This window comes from Nocardiopsis sp. iso_237, assembly GCF_056173345.1.
In genome coordinates this window covers 3,512,896-3,534,591 of the sequence record NZ_CM149669.1, presented here as the reverse complement: position 1 = coordinate 3,534,591, position 21,696 = coordinate 3,512,896, and the positions used below count along the sequence as shown (strand labels likewise).

The 21,696-nt window shown below is 71.4% G+C and carries 20 protein-coding genes; 9 read left to right on the top strand and 11 right to left on the bottom strand.

What is annotated here, in order from left to right; all coding sequences use genetic code 11:
- Positions 1-52: 52 nt before the first annotated feature.
- On the top strand, positions 53-280 hold the full coding sequence (locus tag AC0VYM_RS16325) for an SHOCT domain-containing protein (RefSeq protein WP_475453000.1): 228 nt from the start codon (positions 53-55) through the stop codon (positions 278-280).
- 275 nt (positions 281-555) lie between these two features.
- Positions 556-2,223 carry an ABC-F family ATP-binding cassette domain-containing protein gene (locus AC0VYM_RS16320; protein WP_475452998.1) on the top strand — a complete coding sequence of 556 codons (1,668 nt, stop codon included), beginning with the start codon at positions 556-558 and terminating at the stop codon, positions 2,221-2,223.
- A gap of 25 nt (positions 2,224-2,248) precedes the next feature.
- Here AC0VYM_RS16320 and AC0VYM_RS16315 read toward each other — a convergent pair whose 3' ends face one another.
- The 6 genes from AC0VYM_RS16315 to AC0VYM_RS16290 form a co-directional block, all read right to left on the bottom strand.
- Positions 2,249-2,647 carry a VOC family protein gene (locus AC0VYM_RS16315; protein WP_475452996.1) on the bottom strand — a complete coding sequence of 133 codons (399 nt, stop codon included), beginning with the start codon at positions 2,645-2,647 and terminating at the stop codon, positions 2,249-2,251.
- Entirely contained in the window at positions 2,640-3,527 is an 888-nt protein-coding gene (locus AC0VYM_RS16310) for an AraC family transcriptional regulator (protein WP_475452994.1), read from the bottom strand. Before AC0VYM_RS16310 ends, AC0VYM_RS16315 begins: the two co-directional genes overlap by 8 nt.
- 9 nt (positions 3,528-3,536) lie before the next feature.
- Positions 3,537-4,895 (bottom strand): sugar porter family MFS transporter, encoded by a 1,359-nt coding sequence (locus AC0VYM_RS16305; RefSeq protein WP_475463063.1) that lies wholly within the window; start codon positions 4,893-4,895, stop codon positions 3,537-3,539.
- Positions 4,896-5,678: 783 nt separating this feature from the next.
- On the bottom strand, positions 5,679-7,157 hold the full coding sequence (locus tag AC0VYM_RS16300) for a VTT domain-containing protein (protein ID WP_475452992.1): 1,479 nt from the start codon (positions 7,155-7,157) through the stop codon (positions 5,679-5,681).
- 76 nt (positions 7,158-7,233) lie between these two features.
- Positions 7,234-9,501: an APC family permease gene (locus AC0VYM_RS16295; RefSeq protein ID WP_475452990.1), complete on the bottom strand. Its 2,268-nt coding sequence runs from the start codon at positions 9,499-9,501 to the stop codon at positions 7,234-7,236.
- A 326-nt stretch (positions 9,502-9,827) separates the two neighbouring features.
- On the bottom strand, positions 9,828-10,376 hold the full coding sequence (locus AC0VYM_RS16290; protein ID WP_475452988.1) for a M23 family metallopeptidase: 549 nt from the start codon (positions 10,374-10,376) through the stop codon (positions 9,828-9,830).
- 308 nt (positions 10,377-10,684) lie between these two features.
- Here AC0VYM_RS16290 and AC0VYM_RS16285 point away from each other — a divergent pair, with 308 nt between their 5' ends.
- Together AC0VYM_RS16285 and bioB are read left to right on the top strand one after the other, a co-directional pair.
- Positions 10,685-11,164 (top strand): GNAT family N-acetyltransferase, encoded by a 480-nt coding sequence (locus AC0VYM_RS16285; protein WP_475452986.1) that lies wholly within the window; start codon positions 10,685-10,687, stop codon positions 11,162-11,164.
- 94 nt (positions 11,165-11,258) lie between these two features.
- The gene (gene bioB, locus AC0VYM_RS16280) at positions 11,259-12,332 is read left to right on the top strand and encodes a biotin synthase BioB (protein ID WP_475452984.1); all 1,074 of its coding nucleotides are present in this window, start codon (positions 11,259-11,261) and stop codon (positions 12,330-12,332) included.
- Positions 12,333-12,392: 60 nt separating this feature from the next.
- On the opposite strand, the gene AC0VYM_RS16275 is transcribed toward bioB, so the two are convergent.
- Complete coding sequence (locus AC0VYM_RS16275) at positions 12,393-13,517, bottom strand: NAD(P)/FAD-dependent oxidoreductase (RefSeq protein WP_475452982.1); 1,125 nt, start codon at positions 13,515-13,517, stop codon at positions 12,393-12,395.
- Positions 13,518-13,657: 140 nt separating this feature from the next.
- On the opposite strand from AC0VYM_RS16275, the gene ddaH reads away from it, so the two are divergent.
- From ddaH to AC0VYM_RS16255, 4 genes are all read left to right on the top strand, one after another.
- Positions 13,658-14,443, top strand: coding sequence for a dimethylargininase (ddaH, locus tag AC0VYM_RS16270; protein WP_475452980.1), 786 nt, complete (start codon positions 13,658-13,660; stop codon positions 14,441-14,443).
- A gap of 72 nt (positions 14,444-14,515) precedes the next feature.
- Positions 14,516-15,493, top strand: coding sequence for a helix-turn-helix transcriptional regulator (locus tag AC0VYM_RS16265; protein WP_475452977.1), 978 nt, complete (start codon positions 14,516-14,518; stop codon positions 15,491-15,493).
- Between the two features lie 71 nt (positions 15,494-15,564).
- Entirely contained in the window at positions 15,565-15,948 is a 384-nt protein-coding gene (locus tag AC0VYM_RS16260) for a DUF2784 domain-containing protein (RefSeq protein ID WP_475452975.1), read from the top strand.
- Between the two features lie 103 nt (positions 15,949-16,051).
- Positions 16,052-16,978 carry a GNAT family N-acetyltransferase gene (locus AC0VYM_RS16255; protein WP_475452973.1) on the top strand — a complete coding sequence of 309 codons (927 nt, stop codon included), beginning with the start codon at positions 16,052-16,054 and terminating at the stop codon, positions 16,976-16,978.
- Here AC0VYM_RS16255 and AC0VYM_RS16250 read toward each other — a convergent pair.
- Positions 16,956-17,972, bottom strand: coding sequence for a Gfo/Idh/MocA family protein (locus AC0VYM_RS16250; protein ID WP_475452971.1), 1,017 nt, complete (start codon positions 17,970-17,972; stop codon positions 16,956-16,958). The two genes, AC0VYM_RS16255 and AC0VYM_RS16250, sit on opposite strands and share 23 nt — an antisense overlap.
- 125 nt (positions 17,973-18,097) lie before the next feature.
- Between AC0VYM_RS16250 and AC0VYM_RS16245 the strand changes: the two genes are divergently transcribed.
- Positions 18,098-18,487, top strand: coding sequence for a hypothetical protein (locus tag AC0VYM_RS16245; protein ID WP_475452969.1), 390 nt, complete (start codon positions 18,098-18,100; stop codon positions 18,485-18,487).
- Here AC0VYM_RS16245 and AC0VYM_RS16240 read toward each other — a convergent pair.
- Genes AC0VYM_RS16240 through AC0VYM_RS16230 form a run of 3 tightly spaced genes read right to left on the bottom strand, consistent with a single transcriptional unit; the run spans position 18,484 to position 21,620 of the window.
- On the bottom strand, positions 18,484-19,455 hold the full coding sequence (locus tag AC0VYM_RS16240) for a DUF4097 family beta strand repeat-containing protein (RefSeq protein WP_475452967.1): 972 nt from the start codon (positions 19,453-19,455) through the stop codon (positions 18,484-18,486). The two genes, AC0VYM_RS16245 and AC0VYM_RS16240, sit on opposite strands and share 4 nt — an antisense overlap.
- A 60-nt stretch (positions 19,456-19,515) precedes the next feature.
- On the bottom strand, positions 19,516-20,223 hold the full coding sequence (locus tag AC0VYM_RS16235) for a response regulator (protein ID WP_475452965.1): 708 nt from the start codon (positions 20,221-20,223) through the stop codon (positions 19,516-19,518).
- Positions 20,211-21,620 (bottom strand): sensor histidine kinase, encoded by a 1,410-nt coding sequence (locus AC0VYM_RS16230; protein ID WP_475452963.1) that lies wholly within the window; start codon positions 21,618-21,620, stop codon positions 20,211-20,213. The genes AC0VYM_RS16235 and AC0VYM_RS16230 overlap by 13 nt, the downstream gene beginning before the upstream one ends.
- Between the last annotated feature and the right edge of the window lie 76 nt (positions 21,621-21,696).

Sequence of the window (21,696 nt, the reverse complement as noted above, 5' to 3'; positions counted from 1 at the left end):
CAGACGGTAGACAGGGAGGGCCGATCCGCTCACTGTCGAAGGTAGGGACGCCGTGAACGTCTTCATCGCGGGGGTCGTGATCGTGGTCGTGCTGGGCCTGGCCTTCTTCTTCGTGCTCACCGTCACCGAGGTCGGCCAGCTGCTCAGGAGGCGTCACACCGGGCCGGCGATCGAACCGGCGCGGGACGCGGCCACGCAGGAACTGCGCCTGCGCTACGCCCGAGGGGAGATCAGCCGCGAGGAGTACCTCCAGCGCAAGATCGACCTGGAGGAGTTCTGAGAGCCACCTCACAGGAGAAAGGCGATTGACGTCCGGGACTCGGTGGGTAAAGTACTCCTCGTCCTGTTGTCTACGATCGAGGTGGACGTTGCGCATCTGAGGTTCGCGATCATCACGCGGTACGGAGCCGGTATCCGGCCTGTCCGACGCGTGCATGGAACCTCGGTGTAGGAGCCGTCCCTGTCGACCAGGACTCCCCACCCCTCCCGGCGCAACGCCGCGTGGTGCTCGCACACGAAGCCCTTTCCACACCGCTTCTGACTGCGAGAACACCCATGTCAAAGACCAGCACCACCACGAGTGCCGCCGTCGCCTGCTCCGACCTGGCCTTCCAGTGGAAGGACGGCACCGTCGTGCTCGACGGTCTGTCCCTCACCCTCGGCCGGGGACGCACCGGACTGGTCGGCACCAACGGCGCTGGCAAGTCCACCCTGCTCCGCCTCCTGGCCGGTCAGCTGCGCCCCGGACGGGGTTCGGTGACCGTCGGCGGAAGCCTCGCCTACGTGCCGCAGAACGTCACGCTCGACACCGGCATGCGGGTCGACCAGGCGATGGGGATCGACGCCAAGCGGGCCGCCCTGCACGCCATCGAGGCCGGGGACGCCTCCGAACGGCACTTCGAGACGGTCGGTGACGACTGGGACATCGAGGAGCGCACCCTGGCGACCCTGGGCTCGCTCGGTCTGGGCGGGATCGGCCTGGACCGCAGCGTCGGCCAGCTCTCCGGGGGCGAGACCGTCCTGCTGCGCCTGGCCACGGTCCTGTTGGAGCGCCCCGACGTGCTCCTGCTCGACGAACCCACCAACAACCTGGACCTCTTCGCCCGGCGCAGGCTCTACGAGACCGTGGAGACCTGGCGGTCCGGTTCCCTGGTGGTGGTCAGCCACGACCTGGAGCTCCTGGAACGGGTGGACCGGATCGCTGAGCTGCGCACCGGCTCGGTGACCGTCTACGGCGGCGGCTGGACCGCCTATCAGGAGGCGCTGGCCGTACAGCAGGAGGCGGCCGAACGGACCCTGCGCGCGGCCGACGCCGACGTGCGCCGACAGAAACGGGAACTGGAGGAGACCCAGATCAAACTGGCCCGTCGCCAGCGCACCGCCAAGAAGGCGGCCATCGACGGAGGGATCCCGAAGATCGTCCAGGGCGCGCTCAAGCGGGCCGCCCAGGAGTCCGCGGGCAAGCTCCGGGGTACCCACGAGGATCGGCTCGACGAGGCCCGCGAACGCCGTGAGGAGGCGGCCGACGCGGTGCGGGACGACGCCGAGATCCGGGTGGACCTGCCCCACACGGAGGTGCCCAACGGCCGTGACGTGCTGAGCCTGAGCGGGGTGCGCCCCCGGTTCGGCCGTCTGGTCTCGGGTGATCTACTGGTGCGCGGTCCGGAGCGGATCGCGCTGGTGGGCCGCAACGGCGCGGGCAAGACCACGCTGCTGCGCGCCGTCGCCGGGCTGGACACCCCGCTGGAGGGTGAGATCGAGCTGTCCGTGCCCGTGCGGTTCCTGCCGCAGCGGTTGGACGTGCTGGACGAGTCCCTGAGCGTCGCGGAGAACGTCTCCGACGCGGCTCCGGGGGTCAGTGCGCAGCACATCCGCGCCCAACTGGCGCGGTTCCTGTTCAAGGGAAACCGGGCCGCGCAGGTCGCGGGGACGCTGTCCGGGGGCGAGCGCTTCCGGGCGGCCCTGGCGGCGACCATGCTGGCCTCCCCGGCTCCGCAGCTGCTGATGCTGGACGAGCCCACCAACAACCTGGACCTGTCCAGTGTCCGGCAGTTGACCGGCGCCCTGGAGGCCTACCAGGGGGCGTTGCTGGTCGCCAGTCACGACCTGCGCTTCCTGGAGTCCGTCGGGATCACCCGGTGGTTGCTGCTCGACGAGGAGCTGCGGGAGACCACCGCCGAGGAGGTGCGTGAGCTGTTCACCGGCGCACCTGGGGAGCGGTGATCCCCGCCGTCCGCGCGCCCGCTCCTCAGGGGGTGGGCGCGCCCGGGTAGGTGCCGAACGACCAGAGGTTGCCCTCCGGGTCGCGTACCCCGAACTCGCGGGCACCGTAGTCGGTGTCGGAGAGCGGACGCGTGATGTCCGCGCCCCGGGCGGTCACCCGCTCGTACAGGGCGTCCGGGTCGGTGGTGACCACGTAGGTCCCCGCCGTCCCGGGCTCGCGCGACCACTCCCCTCCCGGCTTGTGGGTGCCGAGCATGAGGCCGCCGCTGCCCTCGGGCCACAGCAGCTCGGCGTGGGCGACGGTGTCGCCGTCGTCGTGGCGCGCCGTGAGCACGAATCCGAAGGTCTCGACGTAGTAGTCGATCAGTCTGGGTGCGTCCACGGCCTGGAGCGTGCTCCAGACGGTGGGAGTCGTGTTACTCATGGTGTCCATTCTTCGCGGGGGTGTGCGCCCCGTCTTGGATGTTTCGGAACTCCTCGGCCACCCAGGCCCCTGGGGAGAGTCCGGTGAAGTGGACGAACTCCCTGTTCAGGTGCGCCTGGTCGCTGTATCCGGCCTCAAGGGCCACCTCCGCGAACCGGGCCGGGCCACGACGCCGGAGGTTCTCCGTGATCAGGGCGCGTGCGTGCCCGAAGCGCATGAGGGTCGCCACGGTCTTGGGCGACCGCCCGACCTCGCGGTGGAAGAGGGTGCCCAGGTGGCGCGCGCTCAGCCCGACCTCGCGTGCGAGCTCCCCCACCGGGAAGCGCCCGTGGGTGCGCGCCAGCAGCTCCCACGCGTGTGCGACCTCGCTCCTCGCGGCCCCACGGTCGTGCTCCCGGTGCAGCCCCTCAAGGTAGCGGCTGACCAGTGCGAACGCCGTCTCCCAGTCGGGTGCTCCGGTCAGGCGCTCGCGCACCTCGGTGGCCGAGCGGCCCAACAGGGCGGAGCCGTCGAAGCCGTCCGAGGCGGCGACCGCCAGTTCCGATCCCGGGACGCCGAACAGGGCACGTGCGGCGAGCGGGTGCACCGAGACCTGGACCCCGGTCTGTCCCGGTTTCTGGAGTACGTGCGTCGCGCGGGTGTGGAGCCCGCCCAGGAGCACCGGGTTGGGGCGGGCGTCGGTCAACCGGTCGGGGGTGTCGGCCGCCTCGACCCCGTCGTCCAGGCTGAGGATGAGGGTCAGGGACGCCGACGGCAGGCCGAGGTGGACGGACTCGGGCACGTCGCGGTTCCGGTAGCCGACCATCGCGGCCACCCCGGGGGCGCTGTCGGGGGACGCCACCGCGAAGTCCCAGGTGCGGCCCCGTTCCCTGCCGTCCACCTCTCCAGCCTAACCCCGCATCTCCTCCAGGGTCTTGCCCTTGGTCTCCTGCACGAACTTGAGCACGAAGAAGAAGGACAGCAGGGCGAAGCCCGCGTAGATCGAGTAGGAACCGGGCAGGCTCCAGTCCCGCAGGCTCGGGAAGCTCACGGTGATCAGCCAGTTGGCCAGCCACTGGGTGGCGGTGGCCACGCCCATGGCGGCGGCGCGGATCCGCAGCGGGAACATCTCCCCCAGCAGCACCCAGACGACGGCACCCCAGGACAGGGCGAAGAACAGCACGAAGGAGCTGGCCGAGACCAGGGCCACCACGCCCCACATGAAGGGCAGCGTGACCTCCTCGCCGGAGCCGGTGGCGTGGCTGAACGCGAAGGCGGCCAGGCCCAACGCGACGGTCATGCCCGCGGATCCGGCCAGCAGCAGGGGCTTGCGGCCCACCCGGTCCACCAGCATGATCGCGATCACCGTGCCCACGATGTTCACCAGGGAGGTGAACAGGCTCAGCAGCAGCGAGTCGGTCTCGGCCACACCCACCGACTGCCACAGGGAGCTGGAGTAGTAGAAGATGACGTTGATGCCGACCAGCTGCTGGAAGGCGGAGACCGCCATACCGATCCAGACGATGGGCAGCAGGCCGTACCTCCCGGTCAGGTCACGCAGCCGGGGCCGCACCTCCGAACCCAGGGCCTCCTTGATCTCCCCGATCCGCCGGTCGATCCGGGCCGCCCCGCCGCCCTCGACGTCGCTCAGGATGGTCCGGGCCCGGTCCACGCGTCCGACCCGCACCAGGTACCGGGGCGACTCCGGGATGACCAGGCTCAATCCCAGGTAGACCAGCGCGGGCAGGGCCTCCACGGCCAGCATCCACTGCCACGCCTGCACCGGCCCGAGCATGTTGTGCGCGCTGCCGTCCGCCTCCTGCGCGATCGCGTAGTTCACCAGCTGGGAACAGGCGATCCCCAGCACGATGGCGAGCTGTTGCAGGGAGGCCAGGCGGCCCCGGTAGGCGGCGGGCGAGACCTCCGCGATGTAGGTCGGCGCGATCACCGAGGCCATACCGATCGCCACGCCGCCGATGACGCGCCAGAAGGTGAGGTCCCAGATCGAGAACGGCAGGGCCGAGCCGATCGCGCTCACCGCGAACAGCACACCGGCGATCTGCATGGCCCTGATGCGGCCGAGCCGGTCCGCGAGGTTGCCCGCCGTGGCAGCGCCCACCACGCAGCCCAGCAGGGCGGAGGCGACGGTGAACCCCAGGAGTCCGGCGCCCACGTCGAACTTCTGCTGGATGGCGTCGACCGCGCCGTTGATCACCGCGCTGTCATAGCCGAACAAGAAGCCACCCATCGCGGCCGCCGCCGCGATCATGGTCACGTGGGCCAGGTGGGCTTCTCCCGACCCCGACGACGATGCTCCGGTATCGCTCACATCTGCCTCTTCCCAGGTCACTGGCGTACATGGGTAGTGCGCCAGTGCTCCACAGTGACAGATCGGGGCGCTTCGGTCCCGGAGCGCAACGCGATCCGGGACCGCGTCGGGCCGCGCCTGATCCGCGTCAGGTGGCACCTCGCCAGGCACCGCCCCCCGGATCTCTCCCATCCGATCCCGAGCCGCAGACATCCCCCGGGTGCTCTCGGAGACCAGAGCTCCTCTGGCCTGCTCATCCAACGCGAACGGAGTCGGTGTCCGGCCCAACTCGGCCGCTCCGCTCCGGCGCCGCGCGACACGGAGTGGTTACTGTGAGTATCGACAAGGGTGTCGACAGTGGTGACGCTGGCGTCCCACAGCGGGATTCTGTCAGGTCACGGAGGGGATGAGTCATGCAGGATGACATCACTCGCAGTCAGGTTCCGCCCCAGCGTGTGGGCCGGGTACTCCTCGGAACCCTGGCGGCGACAGCGGTCGCCGTCCTCGCTACGGGATGCCCGGGATCGGGTTCGGACGGCGGTGGCGGTGGCGGGTACGGGTCAGCCAACGGGGAGGCCCACTCCGAACGGTCCGCTCCGACCAATCAGCGGTGAAGGGCCTCCCCCGTCAGCTCCTGGTGAATCGTCACTCCGGCGTACGTGATCCGCTCACTCGTGGGGCAGGGTCCGACATGTCGTCCGGGCGTGAGCGCACCTGGGGAACCTCCCCTCCGGGAGAACGCGTTCAGCTCGTGGATGCGGAGTGGGGCAGGCGTTCCCACCGGGTGGTGGAGGTGACCAGGGCCGCGGACCACAACGCTCCCAGGGCCCAGCCACCCAGAACGTCGGTGGTCCACGCCGTACCGAGGTAGGCGGCGACGGCTCCGGCCGTGCCTGCCCAGAGAACGGCCACGGTCCAGTACGTCACCGCGCGAACCCAGCTGCGTGCCCGCCCGCTCGCAAGACAGGCCAGGACACTGGCCACGGCGGTCGTGGTCGCGACCTCGAACGCGGGGAAGGAACCGCTGGTGGGCGCGGTGGCAAGGGCGTAGGCCGGTGGTGGCCCGGAACGTCCGACCAACGCGGCCACCACCAGAGCGCTGCCCGCAGCACCGCTCCAGGCCGCCAGGGCCAGGACCAGGTTGCGGGGGCGCCCCGGCAACAGGAGTGCTCCCGCGACAGCGACGACCAGGGAGCCCCAGGCGCTCGTGAGGCTGTGAACCGGGACGACGATCGAGGTCAGGGCGTCGTCCCGGTGTGTGGCCAACCAGTGCAGGATCGGTCGGTCGCCCCGGACGGCCTCCTCACCGACGATGACGTCCTGGAGCACCGCGCCGAAGAACCATCCTCCGATCACGATGAACGCCACCCCAGCGGTCAGTTGCAGGCCCAGGGCCGTGTGCGGTTGGAATCTGCGGCCCAGCCACCGGACCTGCCGGTCGTGGCGTGTGAGAACCGTTCGCACGCTGGGCCGCTCCACCTGGCGTTCGACCCAGTGACGAACGCGTTCGGGGTGTCGGGCGATCCACCGGGCGAGGAGCACCGAGAACAGGACCACCGCTCCGGCGAGCAGTACCAGGATCACGGCCGCGCCGAAGATCCGCTCCACATGCTGCCAGGAGTGGCCCGCGAGGTACCCGAGCAGGGTCACGGACGTCGCCCACACCGCACCGCCCAACGCGTTCCAGACGAGGAAACGCCTGTATCCCAGACCGCCGGCGCCCGCCAGCGCTGGCACGAGGGCACGCGCGAACCCCACCCATCGGCCGAGGAACACCGCGTGGCCACCGTAGCGACGCACGAACCCCTCAGCCCGTTCCCAGCGGGCGGTACCGATCATGCGGCCGAGCCTGCCGGTGGTCAGTCGCGGCCCCAGGCGACGACCGATGAGGAAACCGACGGTGTCCCCGGCCACGGCTCCGACGATTCCACAGGCAGCCACCACGAAGGGATCCGCGTGGCCCAGGCCCGCCACCGCTCCGGCGACCAGCAGCGCGGTCTCTCCGGGAACCACCAGTCCGACGAAGACCGCCGACTCGATGAACGGCAACAGGAGGGCGACCGAGTAGATCACGCCGACCGGCACGGTCAGCAGCCACTGTTCCCAGTCCCCCACCCCGCCCCCACCTTCCTCCACGACGGGCACCGGCCGCCACCGGGCGCGGGCCCGCGACCCGGTGCTCGTGTCCGCGACCCACCGGCGTCCGGTGCGTGGTCCGATCACGCAGGACCATGTTCGTCCGCTCCCCGGCCGCCTCGTCCGAGCGACACACAGCGGTCTCAGCGCGCGGAACCCGGTCTCAGACGTGGAACGGCACGGTGGTGACGACGATCTTGGGACGTTCCCGCAGGGCGTGCCTGAGCCGAAACGCCATCCGGTCGTGGAGGACCCGGTGCCACCAGCGCCTGGGCACCACCTCGGGCAGGATCACCGTGATCGTCAGGTCCGACCGCTGTTCGCGCAGCGCCTCGATGTAGTTCACCAACGGCGCGATGATCGTCCGATAGGGGCAGACCACCACTTCCAGGGGCAGATGGTCCCCCCAGTGCAGCCAGTACCCCCGCATCCTCTCCGCCTCTTCCTCGGAGGGGCTGAGGTGGACGGCGAGAACGGGTTGGCGGAGTGACGCCGCGTAGGCCAGGGCACGGATGTTGGCCAGGTCCAGGGTCTCGACGGGAACGACCGACAGGTGGTGGATCTCCTCGGGGGTCTCCTCCGCCTCCTGGTCCCTCGGCCCCTCCGCGCGGCTCGCCTCCACTCTCGTCTCGAGGCCCGCCTCGCCCGCTGTCGTCTCCGCGCCCGGCCGGGTCGCGGGAGCGCGCGCATCGGCCGGACGACGGATCACGCTGATCGGGCCGCCCGGGGACGAGGCCGCGTGGGGTCGCAACCGAAGCGCGCGCCCGACGGTGTCGTAGTGGACGCGGATACGCAGGGCCAGGATGACGAACACGGCCACGGCCAGCAGCGCCACCCACGCTCCCGCGCTGAACTTGACGATCGCGGCGGTGACGAACACCGCCCCGCACATCAGGGCTCCGGTGGCGTTGAACGCGAGGCTCTTGCGCCAGTGCCGGGCGCGTGAGCGCCACCAGTGCACCACCATGCCTGCCTGCGAGAGCGTGAAGGCCAGGAACACCCCGACCGCGTACAGCGGGATCAGGGAGGTGGTGTCGCCGCCGAAGGAGACGAAGATCAGGGCGGCCGCGACCGACAGCAGGAGGATGCCGTTGCTGTAGGCCAGGCGGTCACCCATGCGCATGAACCCGCGGGGGGCGTGGTGGTCGCGTGCCAACAGGGACAGGACCCGTGGAAAGTCGTTGTAGGCGGTGTTGGCGGCCAGGAGGAGGATGGCCGCCGTACTCGCCTGGACGAGCACGTAGACGGCGCCGGTCCCGAAGGAGTGCCGGGCCAGCTGCGAGAGCACGGTCTCTCCCGGGGTCGGCACCGTACCGGTGACCAGGATGAGGGCCATCAGACCGCCGAACAGTGCCAACAGTGTGCCGATCATCCAGGTCAGCGCGGTGCGGGCGTTGCGCCACTCGACGGGCCTGAACGCGGGGACGGCGTTGGTGATGGCCTCGATGCCGGTCAGGGCGGTGGCCCCCGACGTGAAGGCCCGCAGGATGAGGAACAGAGTGACACCCGTGGTGGCGTTGACCTGGGGTGTGGGAGCCGGGGGGAAGCCACGGAGGGCCGCGTCGGCGAGACCGACGACGATCACGGCCCCGACGGAGAGGACGAAGACGTAGGTGGGGGCGGCGAAGAGGATGCCCGCCTGGCGCACGCCGCGCAGGTTTCCGGCCAGGAGCAGGGCGATGACACCCAGACCGATGGGCACGGTCGCTCCGCTGAGCGCGGGCAGCGCGGAGGTGATCGCGGCGATGCCCGCGGCGATCGACACCGCGACGGTGAGGACGTAGTCGACGATGAGGCCGCCCGCCGCCAGGAGCCCCGGTCCCCGCCCGAGGTTGTGGCTGGCCACGATGTAGGAACCGCCGCCGTTGGGGTAGGCGCGGATGGTCTGTCGGTAGGAGAGCCCCACCGCCAGCATCATCAGCATGATCATGAGGGCGATCGGCAGGGACAGGGACAGGCCCGCCAGACCTCCGATGACGAGGATGGTGAGCATCGCCTCGGGGCCGTAGGCGACGGAGGACAGGGCGTCGGAGGACAGCACCGGGAGGGCGACGAGTTTGCGCATGCGCTCGCGGACCAGAGCGGTGCTCTTCAGCGCTGGCCCGAGGACCACACGGCGCAGCCGGTAGCCTGCGCGACCCGCGGGCGTGGACGCTTCGCCAGCGGCTTCTGAGGCCAGCGTCGTTCGTGGATCTCCGCCGAGTTCGGAGACGGTGACGAAGCGTTCGTAGCGCGGCTGACGGACCTGGTGGCGTGCCGGGTAGCTCCCCACGTTCGGCTCCACGGGGAGCGCGCGGCGCCATTCCCTCGGCTCCCCGGCCACCCGGCCCCACTCGCGTCCGATCTGGTGGAGCGCACGGAGTTGCCCGGAGGTGAGATCGGGCAGAAGATCACTCGGGGCAGGTGGTCGAGTGGAGCGGTCCTCCGTCATGCGATCCAGTGTTGTTCATCGAGGCCCCGGAGCCTCGTATTTGTGCGACGTGGTGGAGCTGATGTCTCCTCGCCTGACCTGACGTGGTGTGACCCTCCACCCGTCAGCGCGGCGGTGGCCCCTTGGGGTCTGACCGGCGAGAGCGGTACCAGCGTGTTCACAGTGACAGATCAGTACCCCGGAGCGTGCGGTCAGGCCGGGTCCGGGGCCCGCTCGATCGCGCGGCGGGCCCGGCCCGCCGCCTCGTTGTGTGGCTGGACCCGGCCACGTGAACTGACGGCGGCGCGGGCCCCGGAGGACCCGCGCCGCGCGTGAACCGGGAGGTGTCAGCAGCCCGTGCTGCTGGTGATGGTGGTGTTGCCGTAGTAGCGGATCGACACACCGTTGAGCACCGCGCGGACCACGGTGCCGTTGACGCGCTGTTCGTAGTGCAGGTGGGGGCCGGTCGAACCGCCGGTGCTGCCGACCTTGCCGATGACGGTGCCTGTGCTCACCCGGGTGCCCACGGAGACCGACTGCGAGTTGAGGTGCGCGTAGAGGGTGGTGACGCCGCTGCCGTGGTCGATGACGATGTACTTGCCATAGCTGGTGTTGCCCCGGTCCGCGACCGTGGTCACGGTTCCCGCGGCGCTGGAGCGCACGTTCTGGTTCAGTGCGTTGGAACGCTGGAAGTCGACCGAGAGCTGCGGGTTGTGGTTGGTCCGGGTGTTGGCGTTCCAGACCTGGCCGCAGTCGAAGGGGGTGCGCAGATTGACCGCGGCGACGGCCTGCTCGGCCGATACGGCGCTCACCGGAACGAGCACGGCGGTGACCAGGGCCGTGGCCAGAAGGATGCTCAGACGCCTGAACAGCGCGCCGAAACGGGGGATCTTCATGGGGGTCCTTTCCTCGCGGGAACGGGGGTGCGAGAACTACGGAGGCTCGATACCCATATGGGCGGCGGGGATCACGAAAACAGGCCACATTTCTGTCTTCCTCCGCGCTTGCCCGCTCTCCCTCTCTAAAGGTTCGCCCTTCCTTCGACGCGCGGTCATTGACGGAACCGGGTGCCCGACTTCCCGGCTCAGGAACACACGGAACGCCCGACGATCGGAATGGGGTGCGGGCCGTGAAAGGCGACTCGGGTAGCGCGCCGGGGAATTCACGGCACGGAACGCGGAACCCCTTCCATTACTCTGGGTGAATGATCGTCCGGAACGCCACCGGCCGCGACGGGCCCGCGATCAGCGACCTCATGATCCGCGCCGCGCCGCATTTCGACACGAAGGGTTACCCGGAGCGACTCCTGCCTCCCGGGATGGTGGTCCTCGTCGCGGAGGAGGACGGCCGGGTGGTCGGCTGGCTGGAGGCTGTGCTCGACTGGGCCCACACCGGCCCCGGAGCGCCCGCTCCCCCGCCCCACGGGTATGTGCTCGCGGTCGTCGTGGACCCCGCGTGGCGCAGGCGCGGGATCGGGTGCGCCCTGCTGGACCGGTTCGTGGAGGAGGCGCGCGAGGCCGGGGTCCGGTGGGTGTTCCTCCTGCCCGAGGGCGGCGAGGGGGTCGCGGGGAGGCTGGCTTTCTTCCGCGCCGCCGGGTTCACCCCGCTCGCGGTCGCGGACGATCCCCTGCCGCCCATGGGCCGGTGGACCGGTGCCGGAGCGGTCCACGGGGCACGCCCCTGACCGGCCGTCCCGCGACGGCACACAAGACTTCGACCGGTTTCTTGGTGGGTTCCGGCACTGTGCGGACGCGCCCCCAGCCCCCAGGATCGTGCCCGTGACGACTTTCCACGCTTGCCTCCACGCACTGTCCGAGAAGGCCCTGCGCCGTGAGACCCCCACCCGTGACGAACTCCTGGCCGTGCTGACCAGCTCCGACGACGACCTGATGGACCTGGTCGCCGCGGCCTCCCGCGTCCGCCGTCGCTACTTCGACCGCCGGGTCAAGCTCAACTACCTCGTGAACATGAAGAGCGGTCTGTGCCCGGAGGACTGCTTCTACTGTTCCCAGCGCCTGGGGTCGCGGGCCGAGATCGTCAAGTACACCTGGCTCAAGCCGGACCAGACCCGTGAGGCGGTCGCACACGGGGTGAAGGCCGGGGCCAGCCGCGTGTGCCTGGTGGCGAGCGGGCGCGGCCCCACCGACCGCGACGTGGACCGCCTCGCCCCGGCGGTCGCCGGGATCAAGGAGGAGCACCCCGGAGTGGAGGTGTGCGCCTGCCTCGGGCTGCTCTCCGAAGGCCAGGCCGACCGGCTCCGCGAGGCCGGGGTCGACGCCTACAACCACAACCTCAACACCTCGGAGGAGCGCTACTCCGACATCTGCACCACGCACGAGTTCGCTGACCGGGTCGACACGGTCGAACGGGCCAAGCACGCCGGGCTGTCCCCCTGCTCGGGGCTGATCGCGGGCATGCGGGAGAGCGACGACGACCTCGTCGACGCCCTGTTCGCCCTGCGTGACCTGGGCCCGGACTCGGTGCCGGTCAACTTCCTCATGCCGTTCGAGGGCACGCCCCTGGAGGGCACCTGGGAGCTGACCCCGCAGCGCTGCCTGCGCGTCCTGGCCGCCACCCGGTTCGTCTTCCCCGACGTGGAGGTGCGGCTGGCCGGAGGGCGCGAGATCCACCTGCGCTCCCTTCAGCCCCTCGCGCTGCACATCGCCAACTCCCTCTTCCTCGGTGACTACCTCACCAGTGAGGGCCAGGCGGGAAGGGACGACCTGGAGATGATCGCGGACGCGGGTTTCGTGGTGCAGGGCGCGGGTGAGCCGACACTCCCGGGCGAGCGCCACGACCTGCTGCGGACCCGTCAGCGGGGCGCGGGGACCGACCTGCCGCCCAACGCCTGACCCGGGCCCGGTGGGGCGCCGCGGGAGGAACCCCCGGTTCCCGCGCGGTGCCCCACCGCCTCAGACCACGGTCGGGGTCTGGTCGCGGTCGGGGACGAACGCGGACAGGTCCACCCCGGGGTCCTCCCCCATCGCCAACCGGGCGGCGACCACGCCCTGGTACGGGCCGAAGGTGAGCCCCTGCGACCCCAGCCCCGTGGCGACCAGCACGCCGGGCAGCCGTTCGACGGGGCCGAGCAGCTGTCGGCCGTCGTGGGTGACCGGCCGGAACCCCACTCGGGTCTCGACCACGCTGGCCTCGGCCAGTTCCGGAAGCAGCTCCAGGGCCGTGGACAGGTTGTGCGACAGCCCGCCGGCCGTGACCCTGTGGTCGAACCCCGCCTCCGGCTCGGTCGTGCCGCCGGTGACCACCCGGTTGGGAGCGAAGGCGCTCACGTAGTAGTCGCGCTCACCGAACCGCACCACGGGCCAGGCCCGGGTGTCCTGGCCCGGGAGCGCGAAGTGGGTCATCTGGCCCCGCACGGGGTGCACCCCCAGCTCCACCCCGGCCACCGACAGCAGCCCCGCCGACCACGCCCCGGCCGCCACGATGACCGTCGGGGCCTCCAGGTCCTCCGAGCCCACCCGCACTCCGGTGACGCGGTGGCCGTTCCACAGCAGCCGGGAGTCGCCCTTGTAGTAGCGCAGACCGCGTTCCCCGGCCGCGTTGAAGAGGGCGGACCGGACCCGTCGGCCGTCGATCCGGGCCATCCCCTCGATGTGCACGCCCGCGTAGGGTTCGGGCAGCAGAGGGAAGCGGCGCCGCGGCTCCCCCTCGGCCAGTCGCTCCACCCGGCCCATGGTGGCAAACTCGGGGCGCTCGGAGAGCGTGCGCAGGAGCTCGAAGCCCGCGTCACCGCCCTCGCGGTCCACCGACATCCCGCCGACCACCTCGTACCCGGTGACCTGCCCGTCCTCGGCCAGCTCGGCCATGAGTTCCGGGTAGTGCCCCGCGGCGCGGGCCTTGAAGTCCCACACCGGTGGTTCGTCCCACGGGAACGGCCACGGGAACACGATCCCCGATCCGGCCGCCGAGGCCTGCCCCAGGTGGGAGGCGTCCACCAACGCCGTGGACACGCCCTTCTTCGTCAGGTGGAAGGCCGCACTGGCCCCCACGATCCCGCCGCCGACAACGATCACGTCCATACGTCCAGCCTGCCCCCACCCGCGCCCGCGGACAAGCCGTTCGCCCCGCGTGCCGGTCCGCGAAACGGGGTAGGGAGTCGCGATACGCTGCGGCTTCGCTCGTCGGAGCCCGGCCCTTCCCCTTTCTCCCTGGAGGTCGTATGGACGGCTACACGTACTACGGGGTCGCCCTGATGCGCCGACCCAGCCCCCGGCTGGACGACGGCATCGTCACCCACATCGAGCGGACCCCGGTCGACCCGGTGCTGGCCGCCCGGCAGTACACCATCTACCAGGAGACGGTGGCCTCGGCCGGGTGGCGGGTGCACGAGGTGGACCCCGCCCCGGAGCACCCCGACTCGGTGTTCGTGGAGGACCCGGTGGTGGTGTGCGAGTACCTGGCGGTGCTGACCCGCTCGGGGGCGGCCGAGCGGCGGGGCGAGGTCACGGGGGTGGAGGCCACGGTCCGCGCCCTCGGGTTGGAGGTGGCGCGGATCGAGGACCCCGGGACCCTGGACGGCGGCGACGTCCTCCAGGTCGGGGGGACGGTGTACGTGGGGATCGGTGGGCGGACCAACGAGGACGGCGCCGAACAGCTGGAACGACACCTGGCACCGCTGGGCCGCAAGGTCCACCGGGTACCGCTGGGGCGGGCCCTGCACCTGAAGTCGGCCGTGACCGCGCTGCCGGACGGCACGCTGGTCGGTCTGCCCGACCTGGTCGACACCACCGGCCTGCCGCCGATCCGCCGCGCCGTGGAGGAGCCGGGCGCGCACGTGCTGCCTCTCGGCGGCCGTGACGTGCTGGTCAGCGCCGCCGCGCACGAGACCATCCACCAGCTGACCGCGGACCGCTGGCGGGTGCTGCCGGTGGACATCTCCGAGTTCGAGAAGCTGGAGGCCTGCGTGACCTGCCTGAGCGTGCTGGTTCCCGACCGTCAGGCGTAGCCGTCCGCCTGACCGGCACGTGGTGGCAAGTGGAGGACGGAAACCGACCTCCACTCCTGGCACACTCATGGCATGAAGTCGACATCGGCCCGGCTGCTCCAGCTCCTGTCCCTCCTCCAGACCCGCAAGGACTGGCCGGGGGGCGAGCTGGCGGAGCGCCTCGAGGTCAGTCCGCGCACCGTCCGGCGCGACGTGGACCGACTCCGCGACCTGGGCTATCCCATCCAGGCGACCATGGGCACCGGCGGCGGCTACCAGCTGGGGGCGGGCGCCGCCCTGCCGCCGCTGCTCCTGGACGACGACGAGGCGGTGGCGGTCGCGGTGGGGCTGCGCACCGCCGCGCAGGGCGGGGTCTCGGGGATCGAGGAGACCTCGGTGCGGGCCCTGGCCAAGCTCCTCCAGGTACTCCCCTCCCGGCTGCGCCGCCGCGTGGACGCGCTGGGCACCTTCACCGTCCCGATGCCGGGTGAGGGTCCCACCGTCGACTCCGCGACCCTCACCCTGGTGGCGTCCGCCTGCCGCGACAGCGAACTGCTGCGTTTCGAGTACGAACGCCTCGACGGCTCCACGGGCCGCCGAACCGTGGAGCCGTACCGGCTGGTCTCCCGGGGGCGCCGCTGGTACCTGGTGGCCTGGGACCCCGCCCGGGACGACTGGCGCACCTTCCGGGTGGACCGGATGCGCCCGCTCACCCCCACCGGCCCGCGCGTGCCCCCGCGCGAGCCGCCCGAGCGGGGGGTGACCGGGTACCTGGCCGACCGGATGAACCTGCACATGTGGCCGATCAAGGCGCGTGTGCGCCTGGGCGTCTCCGCCGAGACGGCCCTCGCGGGTCCCGCCGCGCACCACGGCGTCATCGAGGCCGTGGACGAGCACTCCTGCCTGCTGCTGTGCGCCAGCGACGACCTGGTCGGCATGGCCTGCTACCTGGCCATGCTCGACATGGACATGGAGGTGGAGGAGCCCGTGGAGCTGCGCGCGGAGATGGCGCGGTTGGGAGGACGGCTCTCCCGCATGGGCAACGCCTCGGCGGCCGACCGGCGCGCATGAGTACGGGTACTCACCGCGGGTGGGTACGAACGCCGATGCCCGGGAGCCCGCTCCCGGCCTAGGTTCGCGGTATGCCCCTCCTCATCGGCCACACCGCGATGGTCCTCCACTACCTGTTCTTCGCCTACGTCGTCCTCGGCGGCTTCCTCTCCTGGAAGTGGCCGAGGATGTTCTGGCCGCACCTGGCGGTGGCCGTCTACGCGCTGGGGATCGTCGTCATCGGGTGGTCGTGCTTCCTCACCGACATCGAGAACTGGTCGCGTCTGCAGACCGGTCGCGAGGTGATGGAGAACGGGTTCATCGACTTCCACATCACCGGTGTCCTCTACCCGGAGGAGCACCTGATGACCTCGCGGTTCGTCATCGCGGGCATCGTCGTCTGCGCCTACGCCGGCGTCGCGTGGAAGCGGTACCGGCGGCGGGCGTTGACCTCCCCGGAACCGGTGTCCGGGTAGTCCCGGGAACCTCCAGTTGGGTCAAGTCCGCGCGGGAACGCCACAAACCAGCTACGTTAAGGAGTCGTTTACTTTCGTAGAGTAATGAAAGTGGGGCTTCCGCGTGCCCGACCAGACCCGACACCACCCCCTGGACCTGCGCGAACTCAGTGTTCCCCCGACAGTCCGCCCGCTCCGGCCCGGCTACCGTGTCGCCCGCTGGGACGACCCCACCTCCCTGGAACCCGAATGCCGGGAACGCCTCCACCTGGCCCTGCGTGACCTGGCGGCCCGCGCCTTCGGCGCCGACCACTCCGGCTACTGGCACGCCCGGATGTCCTCCGGGTTCTTCGACCAGATCTCCTCGCTCGCGCTGATCCTGGGTCCGGACGGCGTCCCGGTCGGCTGGGGCGGCTACCACCGGCGCCGCTTCGCCGCCCGCCACGCCCTCTACCTGGACGCGGCCGGGGTGGTCCCGGCCCACCGGCGCTCCGGTCTCTCCGCCGCCCTGATGCTGCACTTCCTCAACCGCGAGGTCCTGGCCCACCCCCTGTCCAGCACCTACGTCGTGCTGCGCACCCGCCACCCGGCCGTCTACGCGGGGTGGCGCAAGGGGCTGGGCCGGGCGCGGGTCTTCCCGCGCCAGGACCGCCCCGTGCCCGGCCTGGTCCGCCGGATCGCCTCCGACGCCGCCGACTGGCTCGGTGACGGTCCCGGCCTGGACCCCGACTCCCTGATGGTCCGCGACGCCTACCGGATGTTCGACGGCGAGATCTACGGGGTGGCCCCCCGCAGCGGCGACCCCGAACTGGACGCCCACTTCGCCCGCGAGGTCGGCCCCAAGGACGCGGTCCTGGTCGTGGCCCGCATGGGCGCGCTGCCCCTGGCCAGGCTCGCGCTGGGCCGCGCCCTGAGCCCGCGGTCGCGCCGCTCCGCGCCCACCACCCGGGGCCGGGCCGTCCCCGGGGTGTCGGCCCGCGACGACTTCACCGTGCGCGCCACCCCCACCGGAGCGGGGGCGGGCGGGCTCATCCCCGGGGGACGCTTCTGACGTCGGACGGGCCGCTCACCAGCGCGCCCACGTCCCGGATCTGGTCCGTGACCCCGGCCAGCCGTAGGCTCTCCGCCCAGGTCATGTCGGGGCTCTGGCGTTCACCGGCCGCCAGACACCGCCCGACCTCCTCGATCTCGTACTCGTAGCCGTTGGCCCGGAAGGGCCGGTGGAACCGCTCGGGCGCACGCCCCTCCCTGTGCAGGACGACTTCGGTGGCCGCCCAGAAGCGGGGGATCTCCAGCCAACCGTCCGTCCCGGCCAGCACCGCGCGGTTGGGCAGGACGTTGCGGGAGGCACAGGTCAGGGTGGCGCTCACCCCGTTCTCCCCGTGCACCAGCACCGAGGTCTGGGTGTCCACCATCCGGTCCGGTGACAGCTGCCGGGTGGCCCCCACCACGGTGAGCCCGCCCAGGTACTGCGAGGCGAGCGCCAGCGGGTACACGCCCAGGTCCATGAAGGCACCGCCGCCGAGGTCGACGTTGAAGAGCCGGTGTTCGGGGTCGTAGGGGACGTTGATCCCGAAGTCGGCGGCGACCGTGCACAGTTCCCCGATCGCCCCGTCCGCCACCAGGTCGCGGGCGAGTCGGGAGGCGGGCAGGAAGCGCGTCCACACGGCCTCCATCAGGAAGCGGTCGTTGGCCCGGGCCGCCGCCACCATCTGCGACACCTGGAGCGCGTTCATCGCCATGGGCTTCTCCACGAGCACGTGCTTGCCCGCGTCGAGCATCTGGAGGGTGTTCGGATGGTGCCAGGGGTGCGGGGTGGCCACGTACACCACGTCCACGTCCGGGTCGGCGGCGAGCTCCGCGTAGCTGCCGTGGCGGCGGGGGACGTCCCACTCCCGGCCGAACGCCTCCGCCCGGTCCCGGGTGCGCGAGCCCACCGCCGTGACCCGGGCCGAGGGGACGGCCCGCAGCCCCTCCATGAAGGATCGCGCGATCCCGCCGGTCCCCACCACGCCCCAGCGCGGCCCACCGTTCTCTTGTGTCATGTGGGCATCCTAAAAAGACGGTCATCTCCGGGTCGAGGCGGGGAAGGTCCTCGGTTTCGGCGCACGGGAACCGTACGGTGGCCGAGGAGAGGCCGCGAACGGCGCGACACGTGAACGGAGGAGGAATGTCGGAGACACTCGCCCGGAGGTTGGGGATCGAACCCGGGGACCGGCTGCTCGTCCTCAACGCCCCGGAACGCTACCTGCGGCTGTTGGACCCCCCGCTCGACATCCACATCGACCTCGGCCCGATCGAGGGCGCCGAGTACGACGACGTGCACCTGTTCGCCCTGGACCGGGGCACCGTCGAACGGGAGGGGCCGCGCGTCCTGGAGCTCACCGGCCCGGCCACCCGCCTGTGGGTGTGCTTCCCCCAGCGGGGCGGCACGATCATCACGGACCTGGCGGCGGACAAGGGCTGGGACACCCTCGTGGACGCGGGGTGGCACAGCACCGCCCAGGTGCCGATCGACTCGGACTGGGCGGCGCTGCGCTTCGAACGCCGGAGCTCCTAGGTCCCGACCCGGACGGAGCCACTGGTGGTGTTGACGTCGATCCGACCGTCGGCGCCGTTCCCGGTGTCCACGTCGAACTCACGCTGGCCGGACACCGACGCGCCGGTGACCTCGTACTCCCCGTCCGGGACCGTGGCGACGACACCGCCGCTCACGGTCTCGACCGACAGCAGGTCGAAGGGGTCGGCGGTCCGCAGCCGGACATCGCCGGAGGTCGTGGCGGCCTCCAGCGTGGTGAACCCGCCGCCGAGCTCCAGCGAACCGCTCACCGACTCGGCCCGGACCTCGTCGGCGCTGAAGTCCTCGGTGAGGATCTCGCCCGAGGTGCTGGAGGCGTCCAGCAGGGCGCCCTCACCGGAGGCCGTGATCCGGCCGCTGACGGTGTGCGCCTCCACGGAGCCCGCGACGCCGTCGAGCACGACCTCGCCCGAGACGGTCTCCACCTCGACGGCACCGGCCTGCTCGGTCACGTCCACGGAGCCGCTGGTGGTCTCCACGCTCAGGTCGCCCTCCAGGTTCTCCACGGAGACCCGACCGCTGATGGTCTGCAACGTCACCCGGGTCCCGGCGGGGACGGTGACCTCGTAGTCCACCGAGCAGGAGCTGAAGAACGGCAGCCCCGAACACTCGGTGTCGATCTCCAGCGTGTCGCCCTCGGCCTCGATGTCCTCGTCCGGCTCCGACAGCGGGCTCCCCCGCAGCTTGCGGTCCACCGTGATCCCGTCGCCGGTTCCGCCCCGGAGCAGGACCTCGCCGCCGGTGGAGTTGTCGATCTCCAGCGCGCCCACCCCGTCGAAGGAGTCCGCGCGGTCCGACTGGTTCACGGTCATGTTCCCCAGTACGGAGAGCGCGGTGAGGACCACCAGGGCCAGCACGAGCACCCCGCCCAGGAACATCCACGGTCCCCTGCGGAAGCCCCCGCGTTCCTTGCTTGAGGAGGCGTACAGGCCTCGTGCCCTGAAAGTCATGTTCTTCCCTTCCTGGAAGGCTCGGCGCCCTCCTCTGGTGTGTCCTGGCGTGGTCGCCGGTCAGTCCCGGTCGTTGCCGCGCAGGTAGCGCAGCACCGCCTGGACCCTGCGGTGGTCGTGGTCGTCCTGGCCGAGGTCGAGCTTGGTGAAGATCGACCTGATGTGCTTCTCCACGGCGCGGTCGGTGATGGTGAGCCGGTCGGCGATCCCGGCGTTGTTCAGGCCCTGGGCCATCACCTCCAGGACCTCGCCCTCGCGCGGGGTGAGGCTCTCCAGGGCCCGGTCCCGGTGTCTGCTCAGCAGCTGGGAGACCACCTCGGGGTCGATCGCCGCGCCGCCCCCGGCCACCCGGCGCAGCACGCTGAGGAACTCCTCGATGTCGGCCACACGGTCCTTGAGCAGGTAGCCGACCTTCTCGGCCCCGCCGCCGAGGAGGTCGGCGGCGTAGCGGCTGACCACGTGCTGTGAGAGCAGCAGCACCGCCACGTCGGGGTGGGTCCGCCGGATCCGCACGGCCGCCTGGATGCCCTCCTCGGAGTAGGTGGGCGGCATCCGGATGTCGATCAGGCACAGGTCGACGTCGGGGTGCTCGACGACGGCGGCGTTCAGCGCCTCGGCGTCGCCCACCGCCGCGACGACCTCCACCCCGGAGTCCTCCAGCAGCCGGACCATGCCGCTGCGCAGCAGCACGGAGTCCTCCGCGATGATGACGCGCGGCCCCGGCCGTACGTCCTGTCTGTGGGCCGTGCTCACGGTCACGCCTTCCATGGGATGTTCGCGGTGAGGACGGTGCCCCCACCGGTCGGGCTGTGGACTGTCAGCACCCCGTCGACGGCGTCCACCCGGTCCCACAGCCCGTAGAGACCGGTGCCCGCCTCGGGGTCGGCTCCCCCGACCCCGTCGTCGGTCACGGTGACGCACAGCAGTTCGCCCCCGCGCCCCGAGGACGCGACGCGCTCGACGGACACCGCGACCTGCTCGGCGTCGGCGTGCTTGGCGATGTTGGTCAGCGCCTCGCAAACCACGTAGTAGGCCACGCCCTCGGCCCGGGCCGAGGGGCGCCCGTCCAGCTCCACGTCGAGCCGGACCGGGACCGGGGAGCGGCCCACAGCCACCGGCAGGGCCGCGCCGAGCCCGTGGTCGGTCAGGACCCTGGGGTGCAGGCCGCGCGCGACCTGGCGGAGGTCGGTCATGACCTCCCGGGACTCCGCCTGCGCCTCGGCGATCAGCTCGCGGGCGCCCTCGGGATCGTGGGCGAGCCGGGCGCGCGCCCGGGTGAGGGTCATGGTGAGCGCGAGCAGCCGCTGCTGCGCGCCGTCGTGCAGGTCGCGTTCGATCCTGCGGCGTTCGGCCTCGGCCTCGTCCACCATGCGGAGCCGACTGTCCTGGACGTGCAGGAGGCGGCGCCGCATCCGGACCTCGGGGGCCTCGAAGAGCAGCAGGCGGTGCAGGAGGACCTCGGTGGAGATCATGTGCGGGGCCAGGCGCAGTCCGACCACGGCGGCCAGCGGCCCCACCACGACCAGCACCAGCGGGGCCAGCAGATCTCCCGGAGAGCCCTGGGCCACGATGTAGGTGACGCCGAGGAACGCGCCGATCGCTGCGGCCCCGCCGCACACCACGAAGACCACGACCAGTCCGGCGGCGAACAGGCCGTGCAGTCCGGCGGCGGTGCTGTAGACCACCATGGTCCACGCCTCGCGGCCGAAGACGAACCGCCAGGCCCGGGTCCAGGGAAGGTCGTCGGCCATGGGATCGGGCGGGTCGGTCTCCACGATCCCGAACACGTTGGCGAGCCGGTCGCGCTGGACCCGGCAGGCCAGCCGGGCCAGCAGGGTGGCGGCGACGGGCAGTGCCACGACGAACGCCGCGGAGTCCAGGGCGATCCGGGTGACGGGCAGGTCCGCGGCGGCCTCGGTCCAGGGCAGGTACAGGCCCATGCCGATCCAGGTGGCCACCGTCACCAGCAGGGACACGGGGATGAGGTAGAACAGGGCCAGGGTCAGGGAGGTCATCAGGTGCAGGACCTGGACCAGGAGCAGCCGCCATCCGGTGCCGTGCGGACCGGAGACGAAGGGAACACCGGCCAGGGCGGTCAGTCGGGCCCCGGCCCGTCCGCCGCTCCGCTCCGCGCTCCGCGCCCGTTGTTCTCGTGTGCCGCTCACAGGACCAATCTAGGATTCCCGGGGACCCGAGCACGAGGTCAGCAGCACGAGGAACGCGGGTGGTGCCAGCACTACC